The sequence below is a fragment of the Escherichia sp. KTE31 genome, assembly GCF_000407925.1.
Taxonomy (GTDB): domain Bacteria; phylum Pseudomonadota; class Gammaproteobacteria; order Enterobacterales; family Enterobacteriaceae; genus Escherichia; species Escherichia ruysiae.
In genome coordinates this window covers 797,310-812,371 of the sequence record NZ_KE136726.1, presented here as the reverse complement: position 1 = coordinate 812,371, position 15,062 = coordinate 797,310, and the positions used below count along the sequence as shown (strand labels likewise).

Below are 15,062 nucleotides of genomic sequence, written 5' to 3'. Positions count from 1 at the left end.
GTGAATAATGCGGAGTGTAACCATGAAACCCGTGGTGCTGGTGGTGGATGATGACGCGGCTATCTGTGCACTGTTGCAGGACGTGTTAAGCGAACATGTCTTTACGGTTTCAGTCTGCCATACCGGACAGGAGGCAATATCGTGTATTGAAGGCGATCCTGATATTGCGCTGGTGGTGCTGGATATGATGTTGCCTGATACCAACGGCCTGATGGTATTACAACAACTACAGAAAATGCGTCCTGCATTGCCGGTGGTGATGCTGACCGGTCTGGGCAGTGAGTCTGATGTGGTGGTCGGGCTGGAAATGGGCGCGGATGATTACATCTGCAAGCCATTTACCCCACGGGTAGTGGTCGCGCGACTAAAAGCGGTGTTACGGCGCGTTGGCGTGCTGGCGGTCAATGAGGAGAAAAATGCCGGGCTGTCATTTAATGGCTGGTATCTCGATACCACACGCTGCCAGCTACACAATCCGCGACAGCAACTTGTTGAGCTGACTCAGGGCGAATATGGCTTGTTGCTGGCACTGGCACAAAACGCCCGTCGGGTATTGAGCCGCGAGCAGTTGCTGGAGTTTACCCATAGTGACAGCATAGAGGTGTTTGATCGCACCATCGACGTATTAATCATGCGACTACGACGCAAAATCGAACTGAACCCGCATCAGCCAATGTTGATTAAAACTCTGCGCGGTCTGGGTTATGTCTTCGCTGCCGACGTGCATTAATCCGACATTTCTGTTTGCAGCTCTTCCAGTGTTTTTGCCCCGTCGATGGCGTTGGCGCATAACAGGCTCGCGCGCGCACAGGCATGTGCCAGTTTGATGCTCTCGGTAAGCGTCCAGCGTTCGTGGCAGCCATACAAAAATCCGGCACAAAACGCATCACCCGCGCCGACGCTACCGATAATCTCGCGCGGTTCTAATTTCCGTGAGGGTATCCACATGCCGCCCTGTTCTGGCGTCTCTCCCCATGCGCCTTCCGCGCAGTGAATCACCACGCGCTGGCGCACGCCCGCATCTAACAGTTCGCGCGCGGCGGCGGCAATATGCGCGATATGTGGCTCGCCGTTAGGCAAACGAATCTCCAGCCCGCTAAATTCCCCGGCCTCCAGTTCGTTAATCACCAGATAATCCAGATGACGCAACGCGGGCAATACCAGCGGCTGATAGCGCGGATCGCCCTTGCGGGAAACCAGATCGAGACAGGTTTCATAGCCAGCGTCATGCATCTGCGCCAGCAGGCAGGCGCTGCGAGTGCCATAAACATCGTCTGGCATATCCAGGCTTTCGAGCAGGAGCAGATAGCCGAGATGGAAGATTTTCATGCTGCTATCAAGCTGGTCGAACGCCGGGAGATCCAGCAGCCGGTTAGCGCCCGGTGAATGGAAAAATGTGCGCTGCCCGCTGGGATCGGTCATCACCTGCGACATCGACGTCGGCGCAAAGGTGGTGCGCTGCACATGCTGGCGGTTGACGTGGTATTGCTCAAGCATCGCCATAATGTAATCGCCATCGCTGTCCTGACCGATTAGTCCGACCGCCTGCAAAGGCAGCCCGGCGCGCATTTTCGCCAGCGTCAGCAGGACGTTAAGCGGTGCGCCACCGGTAGAGCGTTCACTGTGGGTGATCTCCGCCAGCCAGCCGCGCTCCGGCCACTGGATAATCTGGTGGACGTGATCAATCAACATATTTCCTGCTGCGATAATACCTTTACGTTCCATCATGCCAGCTCCTGGATTAGCTAATGCGCTACCGCCGGGCAGCGTCGCCGCCCGGCCTCGGACTTATTTCACCGTCCAGCCTTTGTAATTACCGACGTTGTCTTTGTCGATCATCGTCACCGGGATTAGCACCGGCTCTTTCGGCGCGGGCTTGCCCTGCAAAATGTCATAACCGATCTCAACGGCTTTCGCCGCCATCACCTGCGGGTCTTGCGCGGGAGTCGCGACAAACAACGAGTTCTCACGCTTCAGCGCCTCTTCGGCGTCCGGGCTACCATCCACGCCAACAATAAAGAACTCGTTACGTTGTGCCTGTTTTGCTGCCAGATCGGCACCAATCGCGGTGGGATCGTTAATCGCAAATACGCCGTCGATCTTCGGATTCGCCGCCAGCAGCCCGGTCATCACCTCCAGCCCGCCTTCACGACTGCCTTTGGCGTTCTGGTTGTCTGAGAGCACCTTGATGTCAGGATGGCGTTTAAATTCGGTCTGGCAGCCTTCGACGCGGTTCTGCACGGCGGACACCGGCGGCCCGTTGATGATCACCACGTTGCCTTTCCCTTTCAGGCGATCGGTGATGTATTTACAGGCCATTTCGCCCGCCTGGGTGTTATCGGAAGTAATGGTGGCGTCGGCACCTTCTGCCGCTACGTCCACCGCCACCACCACGATCCCGGCGTCTTTCGCCCGTTTCACCGCCGGGCCGATCCCTTTTGAATCGGCAGCGTTAAGGATGATCATATCGACGTTGGCGGCAATAAAGTTATCTATTTGCGAAACCTGCTGGCCCAGATCGTAGCCACTGGAAACCAGCGTCACTTTGACGTTATCGCCTGCCAGTTTGCGCGCTTCCAGCTCCGCGCCTTTGGTTATCTGCACGAAGAACGGATTCGCCAGATCGCCCACCGTCACGCCTATCGATTTCAGTTCTTTCGCCTGGGCGAACGGTGCTGCGACCAGCAGCGCGCCTGCACAGAGCGCGGTCACTAAGGGCTTCAATCTCATGCTGTATTCCTCATGTGTAGGGTATTGTTGTTATGCGCTTTGATGATGTCGGGTACGGTATTTGTCGATCAGCACCGCAATGATGATCACCGCCCCTTTGATCACCAGTTGCCAGAAGTAAGAGACGCCCATTAAGGTCATGCCGTTGTTTAGCGTGGCGATAATCAGCGCCCCCACCAGCGTGCCGGTGATGGTGCCGATGCCGCCGACAAAACTGGTGCCGCCGAGGATCACCGCCGCAATGGCGTCCAGTTCGTAACCCATGCCTAAGTTGCCGTTGGCGCTGTACAGTCGCGAGGCACTCATAATTCCGCCCAATCCTGAAAGCAGGCCGCTCATGCCATAAACAAACAGCAGCACCAGCCAGACTTTTATGCCGGTAAGACGTGCCGCCTGCATATTGCCGCCGACGGCGTAGATATGAACGCCAAGCGTGGTACGGCGCAGAATAAACCAGCACAGCACGATTACCGCCAGCGCAATGACCACCAGCCAGGGGATCGGTCCAAGATAGTTATTGCCTATCCACTCGAAATTAATGTTGGAGTTGATAACCGTAGTGCCATCCGCCAGCAGATACGCTGCCCCGCGCAGCGCCGTATAGGTGCCGAGTGTGACAATAAACGGCGGTAATCCGGCAAAGGCCACCAGCGCGCCGTTGAACAACCCCAGCAGCAGGCCGAGCATCAGCGCCGCCGGGATCGACAGCATGGCGAACTCCGGGCTAAGGGAGACGACCATCGCTGCTACCGCCGTGGTGCCGAGAATTGAACCTACAGAAAGATCGATCCCGCCGGTCAAAATGATGAAGGTCATTCCTGCCGCCAGCACAATGTTGATTGACGCCTGGCGGGTAATATTCAGCAGGTTACTTTCGGTAAAAAAGTTTGGCGCGATAAAGCCAAAAACCGCCACGATCAGGATCAGAATCGGCAAAATGCCGACCGTTTGCATCAGATCGCTCATTAACATTTTTTTGGCAGAGGTCTTTGCAGATGTTGTCATGAGCGCACCGCCTGGGAATGGGCGTCGTTGACGCCGGTCGCTAAGGTCATAATGTTTTCCTGGGTGATGTTGTTGCCGTTTAACTCACCGGCAATGCTGCCTTCGCGCATTACATAAACGCGATCGCTCATCCCGACTATCTCCGGCAGTTCGCTGGAGATCATCAGGATCGCCACGCCCTTGCGTGCCATCTCGTTCATGATCCGGTAGATCTCGCTTTTTGCGCCGACATCCACGCCGCGCGTGGGTTCATCGAGCAGTAAAATGCGCGGGCCAATCGCCACCCAGCGGGAGATCAACAGTTTTTGCTGATTGCCGCCGGAAAGCCCGCCCGCTCGCACCTGGGAATGTGGCACACGAATGTTGAGCAACTTAATGGCATCATCGGAGATGGTTTGCGCTTTTTTGCGGTTGAGCATCCCCCAGCTGGCATCGCGCTCCAGGGTTGCCATGGTGATGTTTTCGGCTGCCGCCATTTCAAGGAACAGCCCCTGTTCTTTGCGGTTTTCGGTCAGAAATCCAATGCCAAGATCGATGGCTTCACGCGGGGAGTGGATCACCACCGGTTCGCCATCCACTTCAATCATTCCGCCCGTTGCTTTACGCACGCCGAAGATCAACTGCGCGAGTTCGGAACGTCCGGCACCCACCAGCCCTGCGAGGCCGACAATTTCGCCGGAACGCACCAGCAGGCTGCTCGGCTGTACTTTGCCGCCGTCGGTCAGGTGGTGAACGTTCAGGCGGGCTTTGCCGGGCAGGATATCGCGTTCTTTATTGAACAGATCGCTCAGCGGCCTTCCGACCATCATCCGCACCAGCTCTCCGGCGTTGAGGTTGTCGCGGGTCAAGCTGCCAACGTATTGCCCGTCGCGCAGCACGCTGACGCGATCGGAAAGCTCATACACTTCCGCCATGCGGTGGCTGATGTAGATAATCGCCATCCCTTCATCGCGCAGCCGCATAATCAGTTCAAACAAGCGGTGAGTTTCGCGGGAGGAGAGGGCGGCGGTGGGTTCGTCCATCACCAGAATGCGGCTGTTGCGATGCAGCGCGCGGGCAATTTCGACCTGCTGTTGTTCGGCAATGGTCAGCGTCATGACTTTATCACTGGCCTTGAACTGCGCGCCGAGGCGGTCGATCACTTTTTGCGCCTGCACCAGCATCTCTTTACGCTGCACCAGCCCGCCGTGGGAAAGCTCGCTGCCGAGGAAAATGTTCTCTGCCACCGTCAAATTGGGTGCCAGCTGCATCTCCTGATAAATCAGCGTAATACCGGCGCTTAAGGCATCTTTTGGCGTGCGAATGTGAAAGGGGTTGCCATCAATCAGGATCTCGCCGCTGGTGGCAGTATAAGCCCCTGCCAGCACCTTCATCAGCGTGCTTTTTCCTGCGCCGTTTTCCCCCATCAGGGCATGGATCTCGCCAGGGTAAACCGTCAAATCCACCCCTTTGAGCGCATAAAATTTGCCGAAGGCTTTGGCAATATTGCGCATCTCCAGAACTGGCGTGCTGTTCATGGTGGACTCCTGCGAGGTTGTCGATATCAGCACTCCATCACAGGAAAGTAAATGCAAAATGTCAGAAGCCGTTCATATTTGTCATATTGCGAATTTTCTTCACGGAGCGTGATATGGCGCACCCCGGACGTCACTTTTTTGCCAGCGCGCGCGGGCGATTGCTGCTTTTGAATTTGCTGGTGGTGGCGGTGACGCTGATGGTCTGCTGCGTGGCGGTGATGGGCTTTCGCCATGCCAGCCAGATGCAGGAACTGGTGCAGCAGCAAACGGTAGATGATATGACCGGCAGCCTGAATCTGGCGCGCGACACGGCAAACGTGGCGACGGCGGCGGTGCGATTGTCACAGGTGGTGGGGGCGCTGGAATATAAAGGCGAAGCCGAGCGATTGCTGGAGACACAGCGGGCGTTAAAAAACTCACTTGAGCAACTGGCGACAGCGCCTTTAGCACAGCAGGACGCCGGGCTGGTGGCGCGAATCATCCAGCGCAGCAATGAACTGCAAACCAGCGTCGGCGGAATGCTGGAGCGGGGGCAAAGGCGGCACCTGGAGCGTAACGCGTTGTTAAGTTCGCTATATCAAAACTTAAGTTATCTGCAGCATCTGCAAAAAGTCACTCACGCGCAAGATGATATTTTGCTTAACGAGATGAACCGGCTGATCGTTGCCGCCATTGCCACTCCAGCACCGCAGGCGATTATTCATCAACTGGTCGAAGTGATGTCTGCGCTGCCGACTCATAGTGATACGCCGTTAGTAAATACGCTACTTACTGATTTTAATCGTGAACTGCGTAAACTCGCGCCGCTTTCGGCGTCACTGGAGCAAAGCGATCTGGCGATTAGCTGGTATATGTTTCACATCAAAGCTCTGGTGGCGATCCTTAACAGCGATATTAACCATTATGCCGAACAGGTGGCGATGCTTTCAGGTCAGCGGGTAGCGCAAAGCTACCAGGATCTGCGCTCCGGCGAGAGAGTGATCATGATCTTTGCCCTGTTAGCGGTGGTGATCACCGCGTTTGCAGGTTGGTACATCTATCGCAATCTTGGCTCAAACCTGACGGCGATTTCTCGCGCCATGAGTCGTCTGGCGCACGGTGAAGCAGACGTCAGCTTTCCGGCGTTACAGCGGCGCGATGAGTTGGGGGAACTGGCACGCGCCTTTAACGTCTTCGCCCGTAATACCGCATCGCTTGAACGGACGTCACGGCTGCTGAAAGAGAAAACCACGCAGATGGAGATTGCCCAAACCGAGCGGCAGGGGCTGGAAGAGGCGCTATTGCACAGCCAGAAGCTAAAAGCGGTCGGGCAACTGACGGGGGGACTGGCGCATGATTTTAATAATCTGTTGGCGGTGATTATTGGCAGCCTGGAGCTGGTGAACACGGAATCGCCCGACGCGCCGCGAATACAGCGGGCGCAGCAAGCCGCCGAACGTGGCGCGCTACTGACCCAACGGCTGTTGGCATTTTCCCGCAAGCAGTCCTTACATCCACAAGCCATTGAACTGAAAACACTGCTGGAAGAGTTAAGCGAATTGATGCGCCACTCCTTACCGGCAACGCTGACGCTGGAGATTGAAGCGCAGTCTCCGGCGTGGCCTGCGTGGATTGACGTCAGCCAACTGGAAAATGCCATCATCAACCTGGTGATGAACGCTCGTGATGCGATGGAAGGGCTGACGGGAACCCTCAAAATCCGCACCTGGAACCAGCGTGTCACCCGTAGCGGTGGGCAGCGTCAGGACATGGTGGCTTTGGAGGTTATCGATCATGGCTGTGGAATGTCGCAGGAGGTGAAAGACCAGGTGTTCGAACCGTTCTTTACCACCAAACAGACGGGGAGCGGCAGCGGGCTGGGCTTGTCGATGGTCTATGGTTTCGTGCGTCAGTCCGGCGGGAGGGTGGAAATCGAAAGTGCGCCGGGGCAGGGAACGACAGTCAGACTACAGCTTCCCCGTGCGTTGTTGGCGGCGAAAAATGTATCGTCAGCGGTGGTAGAACAGACAGCCGTCAGCGGCGATAAGCTGGTGTTGGTGCTGGAAGATGAAGCTGCGGTACGCCAGACCATCTGTGAACAGCTGCATCTGCTGGGCTATTTGACGCTGGAAGCGAGCAGTGGCGAACAGGCGCTGGATCTGCTGGCGGCATCAGCGGAAATCGATATCTTTATCAGCGACTTAATGCTCCCAGGCGGTATGAGCGGCGCAGAAGTGGTCAATGCAGCACGCAAACGCTACCCACACCTGACGCTGTTGCTTATCAGCGGTCAGGATTTACGCCCCAGCTATAACCCCGCGTTGCCAGAAGTGGCGCTGCTGCGCAAACCTTTTACCCGCGTGCAACTGGCGCAGGCATTGGGGCAAATTGAGGGATGATTTTCAGAATTTATCAAGAGGCCTGGAGCAAATGTGCTGCTATTGTGAGCAATTCTGTTCTGAATGGGATATAAAAGGAATTATGCCAGTACTGACAAGAGGCGATTCACATATGATCGTGATGCCAACCACCTATAGCCCAATGACGGTTGCTCGTTCTTTTCGCGTGGTGGAAGAGATCGAGCTTTCCGGGCGTCTGTTACAGGTGATTTATGACAGCCAGACGCCAAGAGCGGCCATCATTGAAGCGGACATTGAAGTTTTTGCAGGCGTGCCACGTCATCGGGTACTTGCCGCTCTCGACCTGCAGCGTAAAAAAGAGTTCGGCAGCGATATTATTGCCGTTGAACGCTGGTGGGAAGACTCGGATCTGGTACAAGTGGAAGGTATCTGCGTCTCCCCTGGTGAACGCGATAAAGGTCTGGCAACGCGACTGTATGAAGCGTTAATCCTGCAATGCGGAATCACACTCATCAGCGATTTTGATCAGTATGATGGCGGGAAGATGCTCTGGCAGAAGATCGCGCGCGAGTCCGATCAGATTTCAGTGTTTATATTAGACACTGAACAAGAGACATTTTGGCCTTACGATGGCACGAAAGTGATCTACGATGGTGGCTGCATTCCGGAAGAACGTATCTGGAGTATTTCTCCGGATCAAAAATGTCATAGCATTGTGCTGGTGGCGGAAAATAAACGGCGAGCTATCCAGCTAATGGAAGAGTCTGCGCCTTACCGTATTTGAGATTACTCCGCTACTCCGGTTATTCACACTCAACTAACGTTAAGCCAGTCCATCACAGAGACTGGCTTATGAAACCTTACTCCACGCTCTTTCTTTTCACCCTGCTCACGTTGACCATCGTTCCGGCTCAGGCCGATATTATCGACGACACGATTGGTAATATTCAGCAGGCGATTAACGACGCTTATAACCCTGACCGTGGGCGTGACTATGAAGATTCGCGCGACGACGGCTGGCAGCGTCAAGTGAGCGACGATCGTCGCAGACAATATGACGACCGCCGCCGCCAGTTTGAAGATCGCCGCAGGCAGCTTGACGACCGCCAGCGCCAGCTTGATCAGGAGCGTCGGCAGCTGGAAGATGAAGAGCGGAGAATGGAAGATGAGTATGGGCGGTGATGTTGGGTGTGGAGCAGGCATCGCCCCTCCCCCTAATTCTCCCCATCAGCTATAAAAGCCCGACTATGGTGTTGACTGCTGCTTAACGACATTAATCATCCACGGCACACCATATTTATCGGTAACTTTGCCGAAGCCATGCGCCCAGAAGGTTTCCTGCCAGTCCATTTCGATTTTTCCGTTGGCGGCAAGGTTGTCAAACCAACGTTTCCCTTCCTCGACCTGTTGCGAATCGAGCACCAGCGTAAAGCCGGAGTAGTTGACTTTTCCTGACGGTATGGCATCGCTCATCATGATGTCGCTTCCGGCAATGCGCACGTTAGCATGGGCGATGGCAGTATCGGGAAATTGCATCCCTGAAGGACAGCCTTCGGTGCTTTCTTGCGTGGGTTTCGGCATTTCCCCAAAGCTGATTTTATAGAGCAGTTCCGCGCCTAACGCGCGTTGGTAATAGGCTATCGCGTCGGCACAGTTACCGGAAAAAGAGATATAGGGACTTAACGGCATGATGGTGACCTCAGTTAAGAGAAGTCAGTTAAGTGTAGTTTGAATTTTGTACAGATGAAGAGTAGGCCTGATAAGACGCGCAAGCGTCGCATCAGGCAGTTGGCACCGTTGCCGGATGTATCGCACCCGGCATTCGAAATCAGTTCTTTTTCACAAACTCAGATTTCAGTTTCATTGGACCAAAACCGTCGATTTTGCAATCGATGTTGTGGTCGCCTTCAACCAGGCGGATGTTTTTCACTTTGGTGCCAATTTTCAGCATCGAAGAGCTACCTTTCACCTTCAGATCTTTAATGATGGTAACGCTGTCGCCGTCAGCCAGCAGATTGCCGTTAGCATCTTTAACGATCAGCTCGTCGCTTTCCAGTGCAGGTTCTGCGTCGTTCCATTCGTAGGCACATTCCGGGCAGATGTACATGCCGTTATCTTCGTAGGTGTATTCGGAGTTGCATTTCGGGCAGTGTGGTAATGACATGTGGATTTCCTCAAAAGTCAGCAGGGCAAAAGCGCCAAAAAACGGCAGATTGCCGAAAAAGGCCGCAATTATACACAAAATCCCTGAGTTTGTCGGGGGTACTGCTGATTTTAGTCGACGATCGTTTTCATTTGAAAGACAACGCAAAAAGAAAATAATCTTTTTGCCTCTGTTTATTATTTAAGTTAAGGTTAACTCTCTTCTTGTTCTTTTTTTAATTAAATTGTTATTTTATCTTTCTGACTTTTAACTTGTCGGAAGAGATTTATTCATCCTAATAAAAACAATATATTAAATATAAAAATTATTTCCTGCAGTAATTATAAAAGCCGACAACAGAACTAAAAAACGATCTGGCTAAATAAAAATAATGAAATTTGCCTTAAGGAAGAATTTTCCATGTACACACAGACAATATATGAATTAAGTCAGGAGGCTGAGCGTCTGTTACAGCTTTCCCGACAACAGTTGCAGTTACTGGAAAAAATGCCGCTCTCTGTGCCCGGAGAAGATGCACCACCACTGACTTTACCCTGGAGTCAGTCTAATATCGCCGAGCGTCATGCGATGCTGAATAATGAGCTGCGTAAAATTTCCCGTCTGGAAATGGTGCTGGCGATTATTGGCACCATGAAAGCAGGGAAATCAACCACCATTAACGCTATTGTTGGCACTGAAGTTCTGCCTAATCGCAATCGCCCTATGACTGCGCTGCCGACGCTTATTCGCCATACGCCGGGGCAAAAAGAACCGGTGCTGCATTTTTCACATGTCGCACCAATCGACTGTTTAATCCAACAATTACAACAACGCCTGCGCGATTGCGATATTGAGCATCTGACCGAACTGCTGGAAATAGATAAAGATATGCGTGCGCTTATGCAGCGGATCGAAAATGGCGTTGCTTTTGAAAAATATTATCTTGGTGCCCAGCCAATTTTTCATTGTCTGAAAAGTTTGAATGATTTGGTGCGTCTGGCGAAGGCGCTGGACGTCGATTTTCCTTTTTCTGCTTACGCCGCCATTGAGCATATTCCAGTAATTGAAGTGGAGTTTGTCCATCTGGCGGGACTGGAGAGTTATCCCGGTCAATTGACGTTGCTGGATACCCCCGGACCGAATGAAGCCGGACAACCGCATCTGCAAAAAATGCTTAACGAGCAACTGGCGCGCGCCTCCGCAGTGCTGGCGGTGCTGGACTATACGCAACTGAAGTCAATCTCCGATGAAGAGGTGCGTGAGGCGGTTTTAGCGGTGGGGAAATCAGTACCGCTGTATGTGCTCGTCAATAAGTTCGATCAGCAGGATCGTAACAGTGACGATGCCGAACAGGTGCGGGCGCTGATTTCCGGAACGCTGATGAAAGGCTGTGTTACGCCAGGGCAGATATTTCCGGTATCGTCGATGTGGGGCTATCTGGCGAATCGGGCACGTCATGAGTTAGCTAACAATGGGAAGTTGCCTGCGCCGGAGCAACAACGCTGGGTGGAGGATTTTGCCCATGCCGCGCTTGGCAGGCGCTGGCGCAATGCCGATCTGGCAGATATCGACCGTATTCGTCATGCCGCCGATCAACTGTGGGAAGATTCGCTGTTCGCGCAACCGGTTCAGGCATTACTCCATGCTGCCTACGCCAACGCGTCGTTATATGCTCTGCGATCTGCCTCGCATAAGTTGTTGAATTATGCCCAACAAGCGCGGGAATACCTTGATTTTCGCGCACACGGGCTGAACGTCGTCTGCGAGCAATTGCGGCAAAATATCCGCCAGGTTGAAGAAAATATGCAGCTATTGCAGCTCAATCAGGTGCAGGTGAGTGGCGAGATTAAACATGAAATCGAGGTGGCTCTGGTATCAGCCAACGACTTTCTGCGTCAGCAGCAAGATGAGGTGAATACCCAGTTAGCTGTACTTTTTCAACATGATTCATGGTCGTTAAGCGAGATTCGTACCCGCTGCGAGACGCTGTTACAGGCGGCGCAGACCAAAATCAGCCGTGATTTTACGCTGCGTTTTGCTGAACTGGAATCAACCCTTTGCCGGGTGTTAACCGATGTTATTCACCCCATCGAGCAGCGGGTAAAAACAGAATTGAATGAGTCCGGGTTTCGCCCCGGCTTTCATTTTCCTGCTTTTCATGGCGCAGTCCCACACTTCAATACTCGCCAGCTGTTCAGCGATGCAATATCCCACCAGGAAGCAACGGATGAGCAGAGCAGCCGTTTTGGCATTGTGCGTGAGACGTTCTCGCGCTGGCTGAATCAGCCTGACTGGGGACGGGGTGGTGAGAAATCCCCGCCAGAGGCCGTTGATTACAGTGCGCTACAACGAACGTTAACCGAAGAAGTAGACCTTTATTGCCAACAAATGGCTAAAGCTTTGGCGGTTCAGGTCGATGATTCTGTCATGGCAGGCATGAACACTTTTTTCGCTGATTTCGCGTTATGTTTGACGGAATTACAGGCGCGTTTACGCGATAGTCTGGCGCTGCGTCAACAAAATGAATCCGTGGTCAGGATGATGCAGCAGCAATTGCAGCAGACCGTGATGATTCATGGCTGGATTTATACGGACTCTCAGTTGTTACGCGATGATATTCAAACTCTTTTCATGGCAGAACAGTATTGACAAAGACGTTACTGGACGGCTCCGGTCGCGTACTGGAGTCGGTTTATCCCCGCTTTTTGGTGGATCTGGCGCAGGGCGATGGTGCCCGCTATCCACAAGCCCATCAGCAGCAGTTTCGTGAACGACTGATGCAGGAGCTCCTTGCGCGCGCACAGCTTCAGGCGTGGGCGAATGCCGGAATGTTAAATGCGCCACTTAGCCTGCGCCTGACATTGGTGGAAAAACTGGCGGCGATGCTGGATCCCGGCCATCTGGCGCTGACGCAGATCACGCAACATCTGGCGCTATTGCAAAAAATGGATCACCGCTCGCACTCCGCTTTCCCGGAACTTCCCCAGCAAATTGCCGCGTTGTATGAGTGGTTTTCTGCCCGCTGTCGCTGGAAGGAAAAAGCGTTAATGCAACGAGGGTTACTGGTTCAGGCAGGTGAGCAGAGTGAGCAAATTTTTACCCGCTGGTGTGCTGGTGCGTACAACGCCTGGTCGCTGCCGGGACGTTGTTTTATTGCTCTGGAAGAGCTGCGCTGGGGGGCATTTGGTGATGCCTGCCGTCTGGGAAATCCACAAGCAGCGGCGTTGTTGCTTGACGATTTACGCCTGAAAGCGACGCAATATCTGGCTGAAAGTATCAATGCGGCACCGACTACTCGCCATTATTACCATCAATGGTTTTCCTCTCCCACTACCCCGACTGGCGGGGATCATGCTGACTTTTTAAGTTGGCTTGGCAAGTGGTCCGATGCCGATAAGCAGCCCGTTTGCTGGTCAGTAACCCAACGCTGGCAAACCGTCGCGTTGGGGATGCCACGGCTCTGTTCAGCACAGCGTCTGGCGGGCGCGATGGTTGAGGAAATCTTCTCTGTAAATTGACTGTAAATGATCAGTTACATCAATGAGTGCTCAACGAAATCCATGTGTGAAGTTGATCACAAATTTAAACACTGGTAGGGTAAAAAGGTCATTAACTGCCCAATTCAGGCGTCAACAGGTTTGATTGTACAATCCTTAATCGGATCGTGTAAGCAAACCAGCTACGCTTGTTACAGAGATTGCACCCTGCAATTCCCGCTCCCCTTTTGCGGGCGCCGCGTCGATTTGCCTGACGCGTGCGGAAATGGGCTTACTCTGCGAGGAAAGCTATGCTGAAAAGGAAAAAAGTAAAACCGATAACCCTTCGTGATGTCACCATTATTGATGACGGTAAACTGCGAAAAGCCATTACTGCAGCATCGCTGGGTAATGCAATGGAATGGTTCGATTTTGGTGTTTATGGCTTTGTTGCTTACGCATTAGGTAAAGTATTTTTCCCAGGGGCTGACCCCAGCGTGCAGATGGTTGCTGCACTTGCCACCTTCTCCGTTCCCTTTCTGATTCGACCGCTTGGCGGACTCTTCTTTGGTATGTTGGGCGATAAATATGGTCGCCAGAAGATCCTCGCTATCACTATTGTGATTATGTCGATCAGTACGTTCTGTATCGGTTTAATACCGTCCTACGCCTCTATTGGTATTTGGGCGCCGATTTTGCTGTTGATCTGTAAGATGGCACAAGGTTTCTCGGTCGGCGGCGAATATACCGGAGCGTCGATATTTGTTGCGGAATACTCACCTGACCGTAAACGTGGCTTTATGGGCAGCTGGCTGGATTTCGGTTCTATTGCCGGGTTTGTGCTGGGTGCGGGCGTGGTGGTGTTGATCTCGACCATCGTCGGTGAAGAGAATTTCCTTGACTGGGGCTGGCGTATTCCGTTCTTTATCGCGCTGCCGCTGGGAATTATTGGGCTTTATCTTCGTCATGCTTTAGAAGAGACGCCAGCGTTCCAGCAACATGTTGAGAAACTGGAACAGGGTGACCGCGAAGGTTTGCAGGATGGCCCGAAAGTCTCGTTTAAAGAGATTGCCACCAAACACTGGCGCAGTCTGTTGACATGTATTGGTCTGGTGATTGCCACCAACGTGACTTACTACATGTTGCTGACTTATATGCCGAGTTATTTGTCGCATAACCTGCATTACTCCGAAGACCACGGGGTGCTGATTATTATCGCGATTATGATCGGTATGCTGTTTGTTCAGCCGGTGATGGGCTTGCTGAGTGACCGTTTTGGTCGTCGTCCGTTTGTGATCCTCGGCAGTGTTGCGTTGTTTGCGCTGGCGATCCCGGCGTTTATCCTGATTAACAGTAATATTATCGGCCTGATTTTCGCCGGGTTGCTGATGCTGGCGGTGATCCTTAACTGCTTTACGGGTGTTATGGCCTCTACCTTGCCAGCGATGTTCCCGACGCATATTCGTTACAGTGCGCTGGCGGCGGCATTTAATATTTCGGTGCTGGTTGCCGGTCTGACGCCAACGCTGGCAGCCTGGCTGGTGGAAAGCTCGCATAATCTGATGATGCCTGCCTATTACCTGATGGTAGTGGCGGTGATTGGTTTGATTACCGGCGTGACCATGAAAGAGACGGCGAATCGTCCACTGAAAGGTGCGACGCCAGCGGCGTCAGATTTGCAGGAAGCGAAGGAAATTCTCGTCGAGCATTACGATAATATCGAGCAGAAAATCGAGGATATTGACCAGGAGATTGCCGATTTGCAGGCGAAACGTACCCGCCTGGTGCAGCAACATCCGCGAATTGATGAGTAAGCTGAAACGGATTGCCTGATGCGGCACTCTCTTATCAG

Annotated in this window: 13 protein-coding genes; 7 read left to right on the top strand and 6 right to left on the bottom strand. The window is 53.1% G+C overall.

The genetic code is table 11. The features are described from left to right. Positions 1 to 22: 22 nt before the first annotated feature. Entirely contained in the window at positions 23 to 730 is a 708-nt protein-coding gene (locus WES_RS01860) for a response regulator transcription factor (protein WP_000805927.1), read from the top strand. On the opposite strand, the gene WES_RS01865 is transcribed toward WES_RS01860, so the two are convergent. The 4 genes from WES_RS01865 to WES_RS01880 are packed head-to-tail and all read right to left on the bottom strand — an operon-like array spanning position 727 to position 5,252. Beyond that, positions 727 to 1,728 (bottom strand): carbohydrate kinase family protein, encoded by a 1,002-nt coding sequence (locus WES_RS01865; protein ID WP_077637379.1) that lies wholly within the window; start codon positions 1,726 to 1,728, stop codon positions 727 to 729. The two genes, WES_RS01860 and WES_RS01865, sit on opposite strands and share 4 nt — an antisense overlap. A gap of 60 nt (positions 1,729 to 1,788) precedes the next feature. Next, positions 1,789 to 2,730, bottom strand: coding sequence for an ABC transporter substrate-binding protein (locus tag WES_RS01870; RefSeq protein ID WP_001237477.1), 942 nt, complete (start codon positions 2,728 to 2,730; stop codon positions 1,789 to 1,791). Positions 2,731 to 2,760: 30 nt separating this feature from the next. After that, the gene (locus tag WES_RS01875; RefSeq protein ID WP_000213465.1) at positions 2,761 to 3,735 is read right to left on the bottom strand and encodes an ABC transporter permease subunit; all 975 of its coding nucleotides are present in this window, start codon (positions 3,733 to 3,735) and stop codon (positions 2,761 to 2,763) included. Beyond that, on the bottom strand, positions 3,732 to 5,252 hold the full coding sequence (locus tag WES_RS01880; protein WP_016159896.1) for a sugar ABC transporter ATP-binding protein: 1,521 nt from the start codon (positions 5,250 to 5,252) through the stop codon (positions 3,732 to 3,734). Before WES_RS01880 ends, WES_RS01875 begins: the two co-directional genes overlap by 4 nt. A 113-nt stretch (positions 5,253 to 5,365) precedes the next feature. On the opposite strand from WES_RS01880, the gene WES_RS01885 reads away from it, so the two are divergent. The 3 genes from WES_RS01885 (at position 5,366) to yjdP (ending at position 8,773) form a co-directional block, all read left to right on the top strand. Then, entirely contained in the window at positions 5,366 to 7,630 is a 2,265-nt protein-coding gene (locus WES_RS01885) for a hybrid sensor histidine kinase/response regulator (protein WP_016159897.1), read from the top strand. Between the two features lie 112 nt (positions 7,631 to 7,742). Further along, positions 7,743 to 8,375, top strand: coding sequence for a GNAT family protein (locus WES_RS01890; RefSeq protein WP_000636711.1), 633 nt, complete (start codon positions 7,743 to 7,745; stop codon positions 8,373 to 8,375). A gap of 68 nt (positions 8,376 to 8,443) precedes the next feature. Further along, positions 8,444 to 8,773, top strand: a complete 330-nt coding sequence (gene yjdP / locus WES_RS01895; protein WP_016159899.1) for a DDRRRQL repeat protein YjdP — start codon at positions 8,444 to 8,446, stop codon at positions 8,771 to 8,773. A gap of 63 nt (positions 8,774 to 8,836) precedes the next feature. Here yjdP and yjdN read toward each other — a convergent pair whose 3' ends face one another. Together yjdN and WES_RS01905 are read right to left on the bottom strand one after the other, a co-directional pair. Next, positions 8,837 to 9,280: a VOC family metalloprotein YjdN gene (gene yjdN / locus WES_RS01900; protein ID WP_016159900.1), complete on the bottom strand. Its 444-nt coding sequence runs from the start codon at positions 9,278 to 9,280 to the stop codon at positions 8,837 to 8,839. Positions 9,281 to 9,419: 139 nt separating this feature from the next. After that, complete coding sequence (locus tag WES_RS01905; RefSeq protein ID WP_016159901.1) at positions 9,420 to 9,755, bottom strand: zinc ribbon domain-containing protein YjdM; 336 nt, start codon at positions 9,753 to 9,755, stop codon at positions 9,420 to 9,422. A gap of 399 nt (positions 9,756 to 10,154) precedes the next feature. On the opposite strand from WES_RS01905, the gene crfC reads away from it, so the two are divergent. From crfC to proP, 3 genes are all read left to right on the top strand, one after another. Then, the gene (gene crfC, locus WES_RS01910) at positions 10,155 to 12,383 is read left to right on the top strand and encodes a clamp-binding protein CrfC (protein WP_016159902.1); all 2,229 of its coding nucleotides are present in this window, start codon (positions 10,155 to 10,157) and stop codon (positions 12,381 to 12,383) included. Further along, entirely contained in the window at positions 12,380 to 13,252 is an 873-nt protein-coding gene (locus WES_RS01915; protein ID WP_016159903.1) for a diguanylate cyclase regulator RdcB family protein, read from the top strand. The genes crfC and WES_RS01915 overlap by 4 nt, the downstream gene beginning before the upstream one ends. 269 nt (positions 13,253 to 13,521) lie before the next feature. Continuing rightward, positions 13,522 to 15,024: a glycine betaine/L-proline transporter ProP gene (proP, locus tag WES_RS01920; RefSeq protein ID WP_010353876.1), complete on the top strand. Its 1,503-nt coding sequence runs from the start codon at positions 13,522 to 13,524 to the stop codon at positions 15,022 to 15,024. Positions 15,025 to 15,062 lie beyond the last annotated feature (38 nt).